This is a genomic window from Mesorhizobium sp. WSM4871 (assembly GCF_055811295.1).
Genome location: NZ_JBVVPU010000017.1, coordinates 18,603 through 35,272, shown reverse-complemented (window position 1 = coordinate 35,272; position 16,670 = coordinate 18,603). Strand labels below are relative to the sequence as shown.

General features: G+C 57.8%; 14 protein-coding genes and 1 pseudogene. 8 read left to right on the top strand and 7 right to left on the bottom strand.

What is annotated here, in order from left to right:
* Positions 1 to 4 precede the first annotated feature (4 nt).
* From AC0L2H_RS28505 to AC0L2H_RS28485, 5 genes are all read left to right on the top strand, one after another.
* On the top strand, positions 5 to 205 hold the full coding sequence (locus tag AC0L2H_RS28505) for a 4Fe-4S binding protein (RefSeq protein WP_019863282.1): 201 nt from the start codon (positions 5 to 7) through the stop codon (positions 203 to 205).
* Between the two features lie 90 nt (positions 206 to 295).
* Complete coding sequence (locus AC0L2H_RS28500) at positions 296 to 622, top strand: nitrogen fixation protein NifZ (RefSeq protein ID WP_019863281.1); 327 nt, start codon at positions 296 to 298, stop codon at positions 620 to 622.
* Positions 619 to 831, top strand: a complete 213-nt coding sequence (gene nifT, locus AC0L2H_RS28495) for a putative nitrogen fixation protein NifT (protein ID WP_019863280.1) — start codon at positions 619 to 621, stop codon at positions 829 to 831. Before AC0L2H_RS28500 ends, nifT begins: the two co-directional genes overlap by 4 nt.
* A 41-nt stretch (positions 832 to 872) precedes the next feature.
* Positions 873 to 1,784 carry an SIR2 family NAD-dependent protein deacylase gene (locus AC0L2H_RS28490; protein ID WP_019863279.1) on the top strand — a complete coding sequence of 304 codons (912 nt, stop codon included), beginning with the start codon at positions 873 to 875 and terminating at the stop codon, positions 1,782 to 1,784.
* Positions 1,785 to 1,987: 203 nt separating this feature from the next.
* A complete protein-coding gene (locus AC0L2H_RS28485; protein WP_155249157.1) occupies positions 1,988 to 2,224 on the top strand; it encodes a hypothetical protein in 237 nt (78 codons plus the stop codon).
* Between the two features lie 49 nt (positions 2,225 to 2,273).
* Here AC0L2H_RS28485 and AC0L2H_RS28480 read toward each other — a convergent pair whose 3' ends face one another.
* From AC0L2H_RS28480 to AC0L2H_RS28455, 6 genes and pseudogenes are all read right to left on the bottom strand, one after another.
* Positions 2,274 to 3,242, bottom strand: a complete 969-nt coding sequence (locus tag AC0L2H_RS28480; protein WP_019863277.1) for a GDP-L-fucose synthase family protein — start codon at positions 3,240 to 3,242, stop codon at positions 2,274 to 2,276.
* A gap of 72 nt (positions 3,243 to 3,314) precedes the next feature.
* Positions 3,315 to 4,415 (bottom strand): GDP-mannose 4,6-dehydratase, encoded by a 1,101-nt coding sequence (gmd, locus tag AC0L2H_RS28475; RefSeq protein WP_019863276.1) that lies wholly within the window; start codon positions 4,413 to 4,415, stop codon positions 3,315 to 3,317.
* 142 nt (positions 4,416 to 4,557) lie between these two features.
* The gene (locus AC0L2H_RS28470; RefSeq protein ID WP_019863275.1) at positions 4,558 to 5,547 is read right to left on the bottom strand and encodes a nodulation protein NodZ; all 990 of its coding nucleotides are present in this window, start codon (positions 5,545 to 5,547) and stop codon (positions 4,558 to 4,560) included.
* 636 nt (positions 5,548 to 6,183) lie between these two features.
* A pseudogene (locus AC0L2H_RS28465) lies at positions 6,184 to 6,453 on the bottom strand (transposase); the annotation flags it as partial.
* A 235-nt stretch (positions 6,454 to 6,688) separates the two neighbouring features.
* Positions 6,689 to 8,056 carry a sigma-54-dependent transcriptional regulator gene (locus AC0L2H_RS28460; RefSeq protein WP_019863273.1) on the bottom strand — a complete coding sequence of 456 codons (1,368 nt, stop codon included), beginning with the start codon at positions 8,054 to 8,056 and terminating at the stop codon, positions 6,689 to 6,691.
* Positions 8,053 to 8,721 (bottom strand): sensor histidine kinase, encoded by a 669-nt coding sequence (locus AC0L2H_RS28455; RefSeq protein WP_223217812.1) that lies wholly within the window; start codon positions 8,719 to 8,721, stop codon positions 8,053 to 8,055. The genes AC0L2H_RS28460 and AC0L2H_RS28455 overlap by 4 nt, the downstream gene beginning before the upstream one ends.
* 806 nt (positions 8,722 to 9,527) lie before the next feature.
* Here AC0L2H_RS28455 and AC0L2H_RS28450 point away from each other — a divergent pair.
* The 3 genes from AC0L2H_RS28450 to nifA all read left to right on the top strand — a co-directional run bounded on the left by AC0L2H_RS28450 (position 9,528) and on the right by nifA (position 14,792).
* Positions 9,528 to 10,961, top strand: a complete 1,434-nt coding sequence (locus tag AC0L2H_RS28450) for a dicarboxylate/amino acid:cation symporter (RefSeq protein ID WP_019863272.1) — start codon at positions 9,528 to 9,530, stop codon at positions 10,959 to 10,961.
* Positions 10,962 to 11,385: 424 nt separating this feature from the next.
* Entirely contained in the window at positions 11,386 to 12,417 is a 1,032-nt protein-coding gene (locus AC0L2H_RS28445) for a LacI family DNA-binding transcriptional regulator (protein WP_019863271.1), read from the top strand.
* Positions 12,418 to 13,076: 659 nt separating this feature from the next.
* Entirely contained in the window at positions 13,077 to 14,792 is a 1,716-nt protein-coding gene (gene nifA, locus AC0L2H_RS28440) for a nif-specific transcriptional activator NifA (protein WP_155249244.1), read from the top strand.
* A gap of 220 nt (positions 14,793 to 15,012) precedes the next feature.
* Here the strand turns inward: nifA and AC0L2H_RS28435 are convergent, their stop codons facing one another.
* Positions 15,013 to 15,525: a hypothetical protein gene (locus AC0L2H_RS28435; protein ID WP_019863269.1), complete on the bottom strand. Its 513-nt coding sequence runs from the start codon at positions 15,523 to 15,525 to the stop codon at positions 15,013 to 15,015.
* Positions 15,526 to 16,670 lie beyond the last annotated feature (1,145 nt).

Below are 16,670 nucleotides of genomic sequence, written 5' to 3'. Positions count from 1 at the left end.
GGAGATGAAAATGGCCTTTAAGATCATAGCTTCCCAATGTACCCAGTGCGGCGCCTGCGAGTTCGAATGCCCTTCCGGCGCGATCAAGTTCAAGGGCGAGACCTATGTGATCGATCCGAAAAAGTGCACCGAATGCGAGGGCACCTTCGAAACGCAGCAATGCGCCTCGGTGTGTCCGGTGTCGAAGACTTGCGTCCCCGCCTGACCTCCATTTCGGCTACCGACACGGTCGAGGCGCCTCATCAGAATCATTGACCTCCTGTTGGAAAGCTGCAGACGGGAGAAAGGAACGGCCATGGGCCTCGAACGCGAACAGGACATCGAAATCCGTACACCTCCGCGATTCGCGCCGGGTGAGCGGGTCCGCGCCACACGCCATATAAAAAATGACGGCACCTATCCTGGCAAGGAGATCGGTGAAAACCTGGTGCGCAAAGGCGACGAGGGCTATGTGCGCGACATCGGCACCTTTCTCCAGCAGTTCTACATCTATGCAGTCGAATGGATCGATCGCGGCACCGTCGTCGGCATGCGTGCCCGTGAACTCATGAGCCTTGAGACGGCTCGGACTCCTTGCAGTGCCGAAATCGGTGCTGGTTTTAACGAAGGAACGGCCGGATGAAGGTAATGATCCGCAGGACCGGTGATGGCTTGTCGGCGTATGTTCCCAAAAAGGATCTCGAAGAGCCGATCATCAAGGCCGACAACGAACACTTATGGGGCGGGGTCGTGACGCTGAAGAATGGCTGGCGGTTAGTCCTGCCCGACCTTCCGCGGGAAACGCCTTTGCCGATCACCGTCGAGGCAAGGAAGATTCCCGACGAGAGCTGATCTTCGGGTTGACACAAAGAGAGCGGCAAAGGGATACGAGCATGAACACGATGACCTCGGGCCACCTCGTCGTTATTCGGGACAGTTTTGCTGAAAGGCAACTTGACCTTTTGAAGGCAGCGCTCGCGGCCGATCACGTAATTCCCTATCTCGGGCCGGGTCTGCTTGAGACCAGCTCCGCCGAACCGCTCGTACCGAATACCCCCGAAGCCGTTGCCGCAGCGCTCCACAAGCGCACGCCGGCCCCTTCGAAGATTCGCACCAACATGTGGTCGGTTGCGCAGTATATCGAACAGCGCCGGCACCGCCGCACGCTTAAAGTTTGGATGGCCGAAATATTCGCCGTCCCGGTGCTGCCGACCGTCTTCCATGCCTGGCTTGCAACGCTGCCGCTCTCCGTGATCATCGACAGCTGGTACGACGGTGCCATGCGCGCGGCCCTAATACAGGCCCGCCGAACGGACGTCGTTGAAATACAAGGCGTCCCACGGGCGCACGAGACCGGCGACATTTGGACGAAAGCCTACGATTTGTCCGGGATATTACTCGAATCCGCACCGACGGCGAAGACGGTTCTTTACGCCCCCCACGGCGGCGCCAGGCCGGCCGCAAACTTCCTCGTCGCAGATTCCGACTATGTCGAAGTGCTGAGCGAAATCGATATCCAGACGCCGATCCCTGACCTTGTGAAGGAACGGCGAGCCAGCCGTGGTCTTTTCTTCCTCGGCTGCCGCTTCAACGATCAGATGCTGCGCACCTATGCCCGACAGATCATGAAGCGCTCCAATGGCCCACATTTTGCGGCAATGGATACAGCGACGCTGACCAAGAACGAGCGCCGCTTCCTTGCAGCAAGCGCAATCACGGTCATTGACATGCCGACGGGTCAAGCCGCGGCCCGTCTCGTCGGATTGGGCGAGACATTGCATGAAGCCAAAAGGGCAATCGTTTGAGTCATTCCCAGACGTCTCAACAGCGATTGCCGAAAGGAAAACGGGCAATTCACTTGCGGGGTTTTCAACAACTCCGAGAGGCGCTGCTGTTTCGAGCCAGCACCTGGCTCTAACCCGCCGAGCGGAGCATCGCCCGCCGGCCGCACCAAGGTCGGCGATGCGGAATGCGCATAATGGAATATTGTCGCGGCGAGCGCTCGCAGATGATCGGCTTCACTTGGCGGCAAAAGGCAAAAGCCGTGCGCGGCACGATGATCATGAGCGCGTTGGGGCCGATGCCAATCGAGCTTGGCGCTCTGCAGACGCTCTCGAACGGTTGGTACAGGGCAAGCCGCTTCGTCTTCAACGAGACCCGCTGCTGCATGGGTTGTAAACGGCCGCATCATGGCGCATGCCTGCCGAGTATGTGTCCCTCTCTTCTGTTTCGCCTGACTGAATAAGCTTGCACCAGGTCGGACATGCAGTCCAACCAAGATGCACGCATCCACATCAAGCCCCATGAAGGCGAAGAAAATCCTCATACGTAGCTTGCAACCCGGCACCAAGAGACGTCTTGGCTTTCCAGCCAAGGTTACGCAAGCGCGTTACGTCCAGTAACTTGCGCGGAGTACCGTCTGGCTTCGTCGAGTCGAATACCAGATTGCCCTCCCAGCAGACTGCCGCCTTGACGAGTTCCGCTGCCTCGCGAATTGTGACATCCTCACCAACGCCAACATTAATCAGGGGCGCAGTGTCGGCGGCTGTCAAGGCGTCAAAATCCGAATCTGGCAGGCCAAGCAGGAACGCTATGGCATCACCTAGATCCGACGAATACATAAACTCTCGCCGAGGCTTTCCGGATCCCCAGACCCCCACCGAGGTGTCGCCGTTTACTTTAGCTTGATGAAAACGGCGTATCAGAGCAGGCAGAACGTGACAATTTTCGGGGTGATAATTATCGCCCGGACCATATAAGTTGGTCGGCATCAACGCGAGATAGCGCGCCTTGTACTGCCGGTTGAAAGACCAGCATGATTCAACACCGGCGATCTTTGCCAAAGCGTAGGGACGATTTGTCGCTTCAAGCGGACCGGTGAGAAGGTATTCCTCCCGTATCGGCTGTGGACAGTCGCGTGGATAGATACACGAGGAGCCAAGAAAAATCATCCGTTCGACGCCGGACGCGTAAGCGGCATCAAAAACACTGACTTGAATCGCGAGGTTGTTGTGAAGGAAATCGACAGGGGAGGTAGCGTTCGCCAGTATACCACCAACCTTCGCGGCGCACATAACGACGTAATCAGGTCGCCGCGACATGAAGAAGCTGCGCGTCTCGCTCCGATCAAATAGATCCAGTTCGTCGTGAGTGCGTGTTATTATCTCATAGGATCCTAACGCCTCGAGGGCTCTCATGGTGGCGGATCCCACAAGGCCGCGATGACCTGCCACGTAGACTTTCTTCATCTTTTTGTTTTCCATTGATAACGCTCTGGACGCTCCGTAAGAAGGCCACCATGGCACTGACAATAAGTCAGCATGGCGCGGCCGTTGTCAGCATAACTCTTGTGGACTGTGTGAATAATAACCCTGCTTCATCAGCACTGCGTCACGCTCTGCCATGTGCAAATCCTCCCGAACCATCTCCCTAACCAATTCGATGAAGGATATCTTGGGCTCCCACCCAAGTTTTTCTTTGGCCTTGCGGGCATCGCCGAGAAGTGTCTCGACCTCGGCAGGACGAAAATAACGGGGATCTACTTTTACGATCAGAGCTCCCGTCTTTGCATCGTACCCCTCTTCGTCGACCCCTTCCCCCACCCAACGAACACCGATGCCGAGTTCAGCGGCCGCGACGTTGACGAATTCGCGCACCGAATGTTGCTCACCGCTAGCGATCACAAAGTCTTCAGGTTGCTCCTGCTGCAGCATCAACCACTGCATCTGGACGTAGTCTCGAGCGTGCCCCCAATCGCGACGCGCATTAAGGTTGCCCAAGAATAGAGTCTGCTGCATTCCAAGCTTGATCCGAGCCAGGGCGCGCGTGATTTTGCGTGTTACGAATGTTTCTCCGCGCGCGGGTGACTCATGATTGAATAAAATGCCGTTACACGCATACAAATTGTAAGCTTCTCGATAGTTTACGGTGATCCAGTGAGCATACAATTTGGCAACAGCGTAGGGTGATCGGGGGTAGAAAGGTGTCGTCTCGGTCTGTGGCGTTTCCCGCACCAGCCCGTAGAGCTCAGACGTCGAGGCTTGGTAGTAGCGCGTATGCTCGACGAGCCCCAAGATCCGAATTGCCTCGAGGATACGCAGCGCACCCAAGGCATCGGAGTTCGCGGTGTATTCTGGTTCTTCAAAGGAGACTGCCACGTGGCTCTGAGCTGCCAAATTGTAAATTTCGTTCGGCTGCACCAGTTGTATGACGCGCGTAAGGCTGGACGAATCTGTCAAGTCCCCGTGGTGAAGGGTAAGATCAACGCCACTTTCATGAGGGTCATGATAGAGATGGTCGATACGGCCCGTATTAAAAAGAGACGATCGTCTTTTTATCCCATGCACAGAATAGCCCTTTTCCAAAAGCAATTCTGCGAGGTAGGAACCGTCTTGCCCCGTAATCCCGGTGATTAAAGCGACTTTTCTCTGCGACAAGCTTGAATCCTTTTTGATTTTGACGCGCCCAAGAAGATGCTCGCCTGCGGCGGGATTGCGTGGCGAAAAGGGGGCGCTTTGGGCAGGGCAACGGGGCCTCTGCGCGAAGGCAAGGGAGAGTTCGAGTGGGATGCCAACCCTTTCATGGTGCCGGGGGGCGTTCGGAAGAATTATCAATCAAGATCAAACGACGCGGGTCATTCAAATCGAATTCAATAATGCGTGGCACGAAGAGGCGGGCATAGCGGGTGAAGGCGCTAGTCGGAGGAAAGCGAATTACAGTGTCGCACCTGCCGAGGAGATACATTTCAACGAGAGCGGAAAAACCCCCGTCGGTGCCCAGTGCTGCACTGTGTAAGGGGCCGGACTGATCCGCCTGGAAGCGTTTTGGAACGGTGAAAAGTTCGGGAAATACGCCCGACAAGTGATCAACAACCTGGGCGCTGTCCGAACACAAGAACACCCTTACAGGTCTCGGATGCGGTTGCGCTTTGGCCATACGAATGGCAGTACATACCTGCTCCAAGGCAACCTTCGGATCAGCCCAGAAAGGTGCATGATCCATAATATCCTCGCCGTTACCGTGGCGGACATGGACTCCAATAATGCTGTACCCGTCAAAGTGTTCGTGGTAGAGCGCTTCAATGCGATTCTCAATTTCGAACCTCGGTGTGATGCTTCGAAATATGGTTCGCTCTGCCTTCTCATCGCAGCGCCACATCAAGCAAGCATCACACACTACCGTGTCGGCTTCACAATCATCTTGGGCCTGTAAAAGATCGATTAGCTCGTCACGTTCTTGGAAAATCTGTTCATCCGGACGGTACACGCAGTCGATGGATGGCTTGTTCCACCACGACGGGAAAAAGGGGCCAGGGAATGAGACGTTGTTAATCTGGTCATCGCAAATGACCGGTACACCACCGATATCCTCAATTGGCTTGAAGAAAACCGCAAAGGCATTCGAAAAAGGGTTGTCAAGGTAACAAGAGCCGCGCCAATCTATTGCTAAAGCTCGCCCCGTTCGATGTGCGTAGTCCCAAGCCGACGCGAGGGACCACAGGCAATCACCGAAACCGGTGCGCCGTCGAGAAACAACGAAACGATCCTTCCTTGAACTGTCGATAAGCATCTACATTGCCTCTTTTCAGAACACCACAAGCATTAATGGGCTTGAATATGTCTGGCCCCACACACAGACCAGCCACCGGTGATCGTGGTCGTTGCCAATTTCATGGGAATAAGCTTCGCATCACGGTCATGAGCCGGGCCACGGCCATATTAGTATTGACTGCTATGCTTTAGCGCTTGACCGAAGTCTTGATGGATGCGATCAGCATCTATGTGATGCAACCGAACGCGGCGCTGCTTCCGCAATTGCCGCTGCTCCTTTTCGAGAACTTCACGCCTGATCTGCCGGCGTCGTTGAGATGAGCAGATCCGCGAGCATCGTTTCACTGGACCTCAGGCCTAGCAGCGGCCAGCTTCGAGAGCCCTCGAATGGTTTTGCGTGAACACCCCGGTCGGGTCGTAGGTCTTTCTCAAAAACTCAGAGATTTCGGGTGATCGGCAAGCTGCAACTCATTTTCCCAGCACAACCTCGACCCACGCCAGAGCGCATGCGAAGACTTCCTCTTTTCGGGTTCTTTTGTGCACCTCACGCGATAGAAGCAGCGGCGGTGCATGTCACGTGGCGATCTATGAACGACACGCCCGGATTGGTAAAATTGATTGTTTAGATCGCGAGCATCCACGCTATGGATAAGTGCCTCTCGCAGAGGGCGTCGAGGATGAGGTAAGCAAGCAGCTCGCGAAACGGGCGCTCGACAAAGGGCTTCAGGCTCTCGTCCAGCCGCTTGTTGATGGCCGAGAACGCATGGCCGCACAGCCAGCCGTGATCGCCTTGACCTTCCTGGTCGACACGCCCTGCACATACACCTCCGCTAGGTGGCCACCAAGGCGCGCTCCGAACGTTGGTAGCGCTCGAGCACTCGGTGGAGAAGAGGCCGGCTCGGTCCTGCGGAACCCGCAGCCGCAACACCCGTTGTTCTCGCTCGCCGGCTCGAGCCACCTCTGCGCGACGCCGCCGCCAAACTGTCAATGCCGTTCTGCGACGCCATCGCTCGATTCTCGAAACCGTCACTTTGCAAGAATGGCGAAACGTCTTCGTCAACCAGATTGAGACCGCAGCTAAATCATTCCACTTTAGCAATTCCGATGCACTGGACCCAACACATCATCGCAGCCTTTCCAGGTACCCGAGCAAGAAGGCTTCAGACACTGGCATTTCTTCGATAATCGGCCGCGTCTATCCCATGTCGTTTTAGCTTGTCGTAAAAGGTCTTGCGCGGCACTCCCAGGATTTCGATCGTCCGCTTCACGTCGCCGCCGCATTCCTGCAAGGCATCCCGGATGACGGTCGCTTCATAAAGGCTAATTTTTTCGGACAACGGGAGGTTTGATACCGCTTGTTCCTTTCGACCGGGCGCAATGGGCGTGTCTACCTCTTCAAGTCCCAATGCAACGCGATCGGCGAAATGCACGAGTTCACGGACATTGCCGGGCCAATTGTAGCTCATGAGGCGATCGCGCACGCCAGCGCTTGTGTCGGGAACTGGCCTGCCGAAACGTTTGGCGGCGCGTTCCAGGAAATGTCCAAAGAGTATCGGGATGTCTTCGCGCCTTTCACGAAGCGCCGGGATGCGGAGCGTCACCACATTCAGCCGGAAATAAAGGTCTTCCCGGAAATCTCCGCGGGCGGCCGGGTCGCCGAGATCGGCCTTCGTAGCCGACACGATACGAAGGTCGATGCTGCGGGTTTCGTTCGTGCCGAGCGGCGTGATCTGCCGGGTCTCAAGCACCCTCAGAAGCTTCACCTGGAGTGCTGGCGGCATCGACTTGATTTCGTCGAGGAAGAGCGTCCCTCCGTTCGAATGCTCGATGCGACCGGTCCTGCGCCTCTGCGCGCCAGTAAAGGCGCCTGCCTCGTGCCCGAAAAGTTCGCTATCGATGACGCTTTCGGGCAGCGCTCCACAATTCAGGGCAACGAAGGGCTTCGTGCGTCGTTTGCTCCAGCGGTGAAGCAGATCCGCGACCACCTCCTTACCCGTGCCCGTCTCGCCTTCCACAAGGACATCCACATCGGTATCGGCGATCTGACGGAGAGTTTCGCGTAGTCGAATCATGGTCGGTGCCTCCCCGATCAGCGGGATATCGCCCGCAGATCGGACAACTGCATCCCTAAGACGTCTGTTTTCCAGGACCAGGCGCCGTTTTTCCGAAGCGCGATGCAGCGTCACTAGAAGCCGGTCGTTCGCATAAGGCTTTGAGATAAAATCGTAGGCGCCGTTCTTGACCGCGGCAACGGCTAGCTCGACGTCGCCATGCCCGGTGATGAGAACAACCGGAATGTCCGGGTCGATCGCCTTCACTCGCTCGAAGAGCTGAAGGCCGTTCAGTCCGGGCATGCGGATGTCACTCACAACAGGGCCATCGAAGTTCTCGTCGATACTGGCGAGCGCGGCCTCGGCCGAACCGAACACGCTCGGTGAGAAGGAGGCAAGCTTCAGCATCTGCGTGGCTGCGCGGAGCAGATCCTCATTATCGTCAATAAAAATGACCGGTCCTGTTTCAGCATTCATGCCGCGCGCCTCAGCTCGACCGTGAAGGAACTCCCTCTCTCCTGGCCGGCATCATCATGCCGCAACGAGCCGCCGAGCTCACGTGCGATCTCCTCCGAAATGACCAGGCCAAGACGGGACCCTTTTCCTTGTTGGTGATGAACGGCATGAAGAGGCTCCTGCGAATCTTGGGGGGCAAGGCCGAGGCCGTTGTCCCGATCGGAAATAGCGACCATTTCCCCGTTATCGGCGAACGCTATCTCGACCCGGGGCTCCGGTTGATCCTTCAGAGCGTCAAGCACGGTCTGGAGAAGGTTGACGAGGATCTGCTCCAGTCGCATGCGGTTTGCCATGACAATTGGAGATGGATCAATCCGCTTTCGTTCTATCGTCACCCCGGAATCGCGAATTCGGACTGAAAGAAGCGACAGGGCGTCGTCGATCACGTCTTCCGCCAGTATCGGTTCCATCGATCCACTGGCGCGGCGGGAGAAGGACCTTAGCGTTTCGGTGATCGTGCCGATCCTGCCGGTCATGGCGGCTATCGAGGTCAGATTCTCGCCGGTACCTTGCGACCGGCCGGCCCCAAGAAGACGCGCGGCATTTTCAGCATGGGTGCGGATTGCGGCGATCAGCTGGTTGACCTCGTGGGTGACCCCGGCTGTTCTCTGTCCCGAGATTGACAAGCGGTTCGCCTGGGCGAGTTCATTGCGCAGGCGCGCACTCTTGCCTCTGCGTTCTCTCGCTCGGCGATCTCACCGGCGAGCGCTTCGTTCGAGCGTTGGAGCTCCGCAGTGCGCAGTTCAACGCGATGCTCCAGTTCCGCATTCAGGAACACAAGCACTTTCTGCCGCTGCCGGGCCGCCCGGCCCCTCCGATCCATCGACCCGGCTCGACAGATAGAGCCCCGGCCGTGCGCTAACCGTGCCGAGCGCGTATTGCATAGCCGCGTCGTCCGCCATGGCCTCGGTGCAGGACGAGCGGAATCACTCGCTGCTTCTCGACCTCCCCTTTCAAACTGTCGGCCGCAAGTGGGAACGCGGCAAGAGCACGGTCGCGTAGGGCATACTGTGCTCTGGTGCCGGCGATGCGGCCCGTTGCAAAGACCACTAAACAGAGCGCTGCACCAAGAATTGCAAGCAAAACCGCAAGCCAGACAGATCGACCGCCAGCCATCTGCCAGGGAAGACCCATGGGGCGCGCTGGAAGGCGCCGTTGCCTATGTCTTCTTCTGCCATCGCATTCTTCAGACCGATCATTGACGAACCATAGTGCGGGGTTCCGCCAGAAGGGAAAGCGATCAGTGCGGAAAACCACACAATCTAACTGCGCAAATTGTAGCAAATACCCGAGACTCCTACGAATTCCGCGTTTCTTGGCTTGGCACGGCTCTTGCGACCAACATCGCAGCAGCGTTTGACCGGAGCGCCGCGATGGGAGAAGCCGCGGGGAGGAAGAGCCCGCCCGACCCGGTCAGGGAGAGAAAACTTACATGTTGGCCCCACTGCCCCCCAGCGCAAAACGCGCACCCCGCAAAACCCTTTGTGGCAAGCCTTACGTGCAGGTGCTTGTCGCAATCATCCTCGGAGTTGCAGTTGGCCATTTTTATCCGCAAATCGGAGAAAACCTGAAGCCCCTCGGCGATGCCTTCATCAAGCTAGTCAAGATGATCATCGCGCCCGTCATTTTTCTGACTGTGGCGACTGGAATTGCCGGCATGAGCGATCTTCAGAAGGTCGGCCGTGTTGCCGGCAAGGCGATGGTCTATTTCTTCACCTTCTCGACGCTCGCACTTATCGTCGGCCTCATCGTCGGCAATGTCATTCAGCCTGGCGCCGGCCTCAACATCGATCCGATCTCGCTCGACGTCCAGGCCGTCAGTGGCTATGCCTCAAAGGCCCATGAGCAGTCCGTGACCGGCTTCCTGATGAACATGATCCCGACCACGATTGTCGGCGCCTTTGTGGAAGGCGACATTCTACAGGTATTGTTCTTCTCCGTCCTCTTCGGCATCTCGCTGGCGATGGTCGCAGAATCGGGCAAATCGGTTCTTTCCTTCCTTCAGGACCTCACTGCACCGGTTTTCAAATTGGTCAGCATCCTGATGAAAGCCGCGCCGTTCGGCGCTTTCGGAGCAATGGCCTTCACGATAGGCAAATATGGCATCGGCTCGGTGGCCAACCTTGCGATGCTGGTCGGGACCTTCTATCTCACGGCCTTCCTCTTCGTGTTCGGGGTTCTCGGCGCAGTCTGTCGTTACAATGGCTTCTCGATCTTTTCTCTTATCCGCTACATCAAGGAAGAGCTGCTGCTGGTCCTCGGAACGTCCTCCTCCGAGGCCGCGCTGCCCTCTCTCATGGAGAAAATGGAGAAGGCCGGCGCCAAGCGCTCGGTCGTGGGCCTGGTCATCCCGACCGGATATTCCTTCAATCTGGATGGCACCAATATCTACATGACCCTTGCGGCCCTTTTCATCGCGCAGGCGACGAATACGGATTTGTCAGTTAGCGATCAGGTCCTCCTGTTGCTCGTCGCGATGCTTTCCTCGAAGGGTGCAGCAGGTGTCACAGGTGCCGGCTTCGTCACGTTGGCCGCTACGCTCTCGGTAGTGCCGGCTGTTCCCGTTGCTGGAATGGCGCTGATCCTTGGCGTCGACCGCTTCATGTCGGAATGCAGGGCACTCACGAATTTGGTCGGTAACGCGGTGGCATCGCTCGTCGTCGCCCGCTGGGAAGGCGAATTGGACCAGGCGCAATTGGAAGCTGCCTTCTGCGGCCACCAGCCTGCCGAGACATCAACCGGCCAGCCACTGATAGTGCCCGCGCCGGGCGAGTCGGCAGCATCGCTACCGATTGAAGCGCCTGGCTGGTCGCAAACGCCGGACAATCGAGCCGCGGGTTCCAAACAGAACCTCGCGGGCCGATGAAATCAAGAATCCCGAAATGCGGTGGGTGCGAAATCATGTGCGCCTTGCGAAGGACTCGCACCGGTCACGACACACAAGCCATCGATGAACCGCTTAATGCTTCCGAAGATTGCGAAGGTTCGTGAACCGGGCGCGGAGCTCGATCGGAGGCCGCCGCGGTCAACTCTCGTCGGCACGGCTGAACAATTCGCCAACGCTCTACGCAACGAAAGCGACCTTGGCATAGAGGAATCAATGATCTATGGGCATCGATGATGTCGAAGACGATCGGATGGCGCGTGGGTTCTACGTTTCGGCTGCTCCCTCGCGCCACGCCACGACAAGAATTCCGCTAGCGAACAGGATCAATGCAGGAATGACAGATTTTACTGAATCTTACCTTTACCGGGTTTCTTCCTGATGTCGTTTTGATCAGAGTCGGACAATGGCGAAGCGACCCATAATTGCTGATATCGCCCGGGAAGCCGGGGTCAGTGTTGCCACCGTTGACCGAGTTCTGAATGCCCGTCATCCGGTGCGGGAGGAGACTGCGCGGCGGGTCTTAGCGGCGGCACAGGCCATCGGATATCACGCCGCAGGTCTCATCAAGCAGCGCCTGCAGCGGGACCTGCCGCAATATCGGCTTGGCTTCATCCTGAGAAAACCGGCTCACCACTTCTACCAAGGATTAGCGCGTGAGGTCGAAGCGGCGGTCAACGCGGCGAATTGCTTCCATGGCACTTCGCTCATCGAATTCGCGCCGTCGCACATGCCGTGCGACCTTATTCCACTGCTCAAGGAATTCGGCGCGCGCTGCCACGCGATCGCCATGGTGGCGCCGGACCATCCGGCGATCACGGCAGCCGTCCAAGAACTCAAGGCGAAAGGCATCCCCGTTTTCTCGCTGCTTTCCGATTTCGCGGAAGGTGTTCGTGAGGGCTATATCGGCCTCGATAACCGCAAGGTCGGGCGGACGACAGCGTGGATGTTTTCAAAGATCGCAAGAAGGCCGGGAAAGGTGGCGGTTTTTGTCGGCAGCCACCGTTTTCAGGGGCAGGAGCTGCGGGAGGCCGGCTTTCGCTCCTATTTCCGTGAGAATGCACCGACATTCGAGCTGCTCGATCCGCTCGTGAACCTTGAGGCACGGCAGATCACCTACGAGGTCACGCTGGACCTCATGCAACGGGAACCCGAACTCACCGGCTTTTATGTGGCCGGCGGAGGTATGGAGGGAGCGATTTCCGCGCTCCGTGAAGAAGGCGAAAGCCGGGGTCTCGTCGCGATCGTTAATGAGATCACGCCGGAGTCGCGGGCAGCACTCGCAGATGGCATGATCACGATGTCGGTCGCCACACCCCAGCGCCTGCTTTGCCAGGAACTGATGACGCTAATGGCCAAGGCCATCAAGGTCGGCACTTCGGAGACGCTTGGGCAGACTTTTCTGCCGTTCGAAATCTATCTGCCCGAAAACATCTGAAAAACTGATAAAATACTATCATGAGAGGCCTAATTTCCTTTCGTCGATGAAAGAAAAGCAGCGGGAGTTTGGTTGACTCAACTCCCTCATTCCGGTCTCGTTTAACAAAGAATGATTGCTGCGCGGCGGAATCCAGTCAGCCGAGAACGATGACCCGCACTTCATGGAAGAGAAAGGAAAGCCATGCGTCGAGCATCGCTCCGCTTTGCGATCGACCGCATAGCGCCGCCCCAACTTGCCAAGGCCGCACTTGCCCGCGGCCCGGGCCTGACTGGCAGCGACATTAACTATCATCCCGACGGCAATCTCCTTACTCGCGAAAAACCCGCTGCAGACGTCCGTCTCGCTGGCGGACCAATCGTTATGACTGTCTCCATCAACGCCTTTTTGTGCTTCAATGAATCCCGGCGTGCCAGATCAAGGCAAGCAAACTCGTCGATTGTGCGGCGGCCTGCGGAGCGAAGACGCCGACGAATGCGATTCGCCATGGACATCCACGCGCTGGACGACCGGCGCACTTGCCTCGGGCATCGATTTCATGGCGCGAGATGGATGATCACATGCAACACGATGCTCGCAACTCCGAGCAAAGTGCCAGGCGGATCTCGTCACGCTGCATATCGCTTCGAAAAATGAAAAGGCCCAATTCAAAGTCCGAGATGAATGACGTGGTCCCTGTTGTGCCGTTGCACGAGAGGGCTCTGGACATCTTTGAAACGTCAAAAGCGCTCACCGCTCCGTCTGGACTGGAAGCCACGTTGGCCAACGTCGTCGATCTCCTGCCATCGTTGGTGCAGGTGCGGCACGGCATCATCTCGCTCTGCGGCGGTGCCGGCATACCGGACATGACCGTCGGCGCCGGCTGGAGCGAAGACAGCGATGTGCGCTACCGGAAGCATCTGCCACGGACGGCGATCGACCAGATCATAACGACGGGCATGGCACTCGTCGCCGAGAACATAGCGTTGGATCCGGCCTTTAACGCCGCCGACAAGGACGTGCTCGGGGTGTCCGACAACATGAATGTGTCGTTCATCGGCGTACCCATTCGCGTCGATGCGAACGTCGTGGGCACGCTGACCATCGACCGCATCCTGGACAACAAATCAGGTTCCCTTCTCGATCACGACCTCCGCCTCCTCACCACAATCGCCAATCTGGTTGGGCAGACAGTGAAGCTGCATCGCATGTTCGCGTCCGACCCCGAGCGACTGATGGCCGAGAGAATCCGGATGCAAAAGCAATTCGGCGAACTCGAGCAGCCTGGCCATGAGGGCAAGAGGGCTCATGTTAAGGGGATCATTGGCGACAGCCCGGCGCTGCGCGGGCTGCTCGAGAAGGTCGCGTTAGTGGCCAGGTCCAACAGCACCGTTTTGCTGCGCGGCGAATCCGGGACCGGCAAGGAGCTGGTCGCCAAGGCCGTTCACGAGCTGTCGGGGCGCGCCAAGCGGCCGTTCATCAAGCTCAATTGCGCAGCGCTCCCTGAGACGGTCTTGGAATCCGAACTGTTCGGTCACGAAAAGGGTGCCTTTACCAGTGCATTCAACACGCGCAAGGGGCGCTTTGAGCTCGCCGACAAGGGGACGTTGTTTCTGGACGAGATCGGTGAGATTTCGGCCTCGTTCCAGGCAAAGCTGCTGCGCGTGCTGCAGGAGCAGGAGTTCGAGCGCGTCGGCAGCAACCAGACGATTAAGGTCGACGTTCGCGTGATTGCCGCCACGAACAGGAATCTGGAAGACGCGGTTGCAAGGAACGAGTTTCGCGCCGACCTTTATTACCGCATCAGCGTTGTTCCCTTGCTGGTGCCGCCATTGCGCGAAAGGCGCGGTGATATTCCGCTCCTTGCCGCTGAGTTTCTCAAGAATTTCAACAGCGAGAACGGCCGTACGATGGTCTTCGATGCGAGTGCGACTGAAGTGCTGATGAACTGTGCTTTTCCCGGAAATGTCCGCGAGCTTGAAAATTGCGTGCAGCGGACAGCGACCCTCGCAGCGGGAACGCCAATCGTCAGAAACGACTTTGACTGCTCACACGGCCGATGCCTTTCCGCGATGTTATGGAAGCACGCGTCTAAGGAGACTTCGCCGAAATTCGAGGCGATCGCACCATCGCCACTAAACCCGGCCATGAAATCATCTGGTGCCTTTGCATCGGCCGCCGTTGCGACCCCGCCTGTTGACAGCGAGCAGGCACTGCCAGCGCCTGATCGGATAGGCCTCGTGAGCGACGGGAAGATGACCGATCGCGAGCGTCTCATCGCGGCGATGGAAAGATCCGGCTGGGTACAGGCAAAGGCAGCGCGCCTGCTTGGATTGACGCCGCGCCAGATTGGCTACGCGCTGAGGAAATACGGTATCGAGATCAAGTGTCTCTGAACGAGCTGTCGAACTTTCGATATGTGGCGGCCGCGCGACAGAGCGAGCGAGGCGAATAGCTGGGTCAAATCAAGGGTTGGTTCATTCGGCACGGACCTCCGCGAGGCGGTCCAGCCCCCTACCGGCGCCAAGAACGGCCCGCACGGCCGCCCGATCAAGTTGGTTGGGAACGCAGCACCGTTATGGTCGCTCTGTCGGTCCTGTCGATCGGCTCTGCGAACTAGTGCAATGAGGATTTGCCTGTGTAAAACCAGTTCGCCGGGTAGCCGGGCAGTGCGCCGGCGTTGTCGACGGAGTTCGCGTTGGAACCGTCCCTGTAGTACCCCACCGTCTGAAAGATGAAGCTATTGCGTTCGATATCAACGAGAGCGATGACGTGCGGCCTCCACCCTAATCTCGGATCGAAATCGTTCGTCGGATCCTGGAAACGTGAGTCAACGCCCGCGGTCAGGTAATCCTTGCTGCCGTTCGCCGAATCCGCAGAGCATGTTATTGTTTTCCCCAAAAACGTGCGGTTTGTCGCGGCTTCTGTCACCGGAGAGTTCGTGCATGCCTTATCACCGTAGGGTCGGTGATCGCCCTCGCGGGCTAAAGATTGAGAGTCGCCTCGACAAGCGTCGGTTCTGTCACTGCGGTCAGGTCCCACGCTCACATCGTGCCGCTCATTTTCGATTGCTTCGGGAGTTGGTTGACCCCTAAGAAACTGTTTTAGCTGCAGGATAAGCTTTCTCATTGCAGTCTCCCGATGCTGCCGCGACGAAGCACTTCGTATACCGCTCACCGAGCCATTGCGGTAATCGTTTGCCGTTATGAATGCATTTGCCGGATGGATGTTTTCACGTGCTCTTCGCCCTGCTGCCTTCAGTGACGGGCGGGACCGCGGCGGCCTGCACTTGGCGACATTCGACGCGCGAAGCCGCTGGACGAGGACGTTGGCGATGCCCGCGCAGGACTGCCAGCTTGTAGCCAAAGGGCCATTGGGCCGATGCAGTGACCAACTGGCCAGCACGGCTCTCCGAGGCGGCTTATTCGCTGCTCGTGCTCAGCAAGAAAGGGTCGGGCCTCAGAGCGTGGGGCATGAACGTCGCCAACTGCGCAGTATGCCTCCGGCCTTTGTTGCTGTTGCCCGCGCGCTCGCCGTCATTCTGCGTCGCATGAGAGGTCGGTCTCGTCCAGCAACACAAGCTTCGCCGGACCCGCGAAGGCAGGCGCTCAAGGCGCTTTGGCTGATCCGCACCGACTGCTCACCTCCGTTCAAGGATTTTGAATCAGCACCAAAGCAACTGTCACATGACCATCGAGTCATCATCACAGGACATGCTGTAGTTGCAGCTCGGTCGGCTGGTCCGTAAAAACAGATCGGGATCATCGTCGGCCCGTAGTCCGAGATATTCGACTTCTCTGTAGCCGGCGGCTAGGATGGCGTCGCCTCTCGCAGTGCCTTGGCCAGCCTCTCGGCCGCTTTAACAGTATTTCGCTTTGGGGGATCGCCACGCGCTGCGCGGCCGGCAGCTGAGAATTGCGATCGCCCATCCATGGCTTTGCGCCTTTTCGGAAAGGCGATGATCTCGAGAAAGCGGGCAGAACGGCGCACGAGTTTCAACTGCTGGAAATCTTTCTCGCCAAGAAGGCCGGACCAGCAGCGGTCTGGAAAAGAGCTTCGTCACCAATCGCGCCACGCCGTCGCCGAACGCGACGCACAGCCTTCGCTCACCCCGCTCACCGCGACAGCGGTGGCAACCACTCGAGATACATCTCTCTTGCGGCGCGTAAAGCATCCGGCGCCTAGCAGCTTGGCAGCATCCTCATGCTCCGTGGGTGGATAGGCGGCAACGTCGGCGGCGGTCGTTGAACTGCTTCGCGAAGAGGTAAGGATCA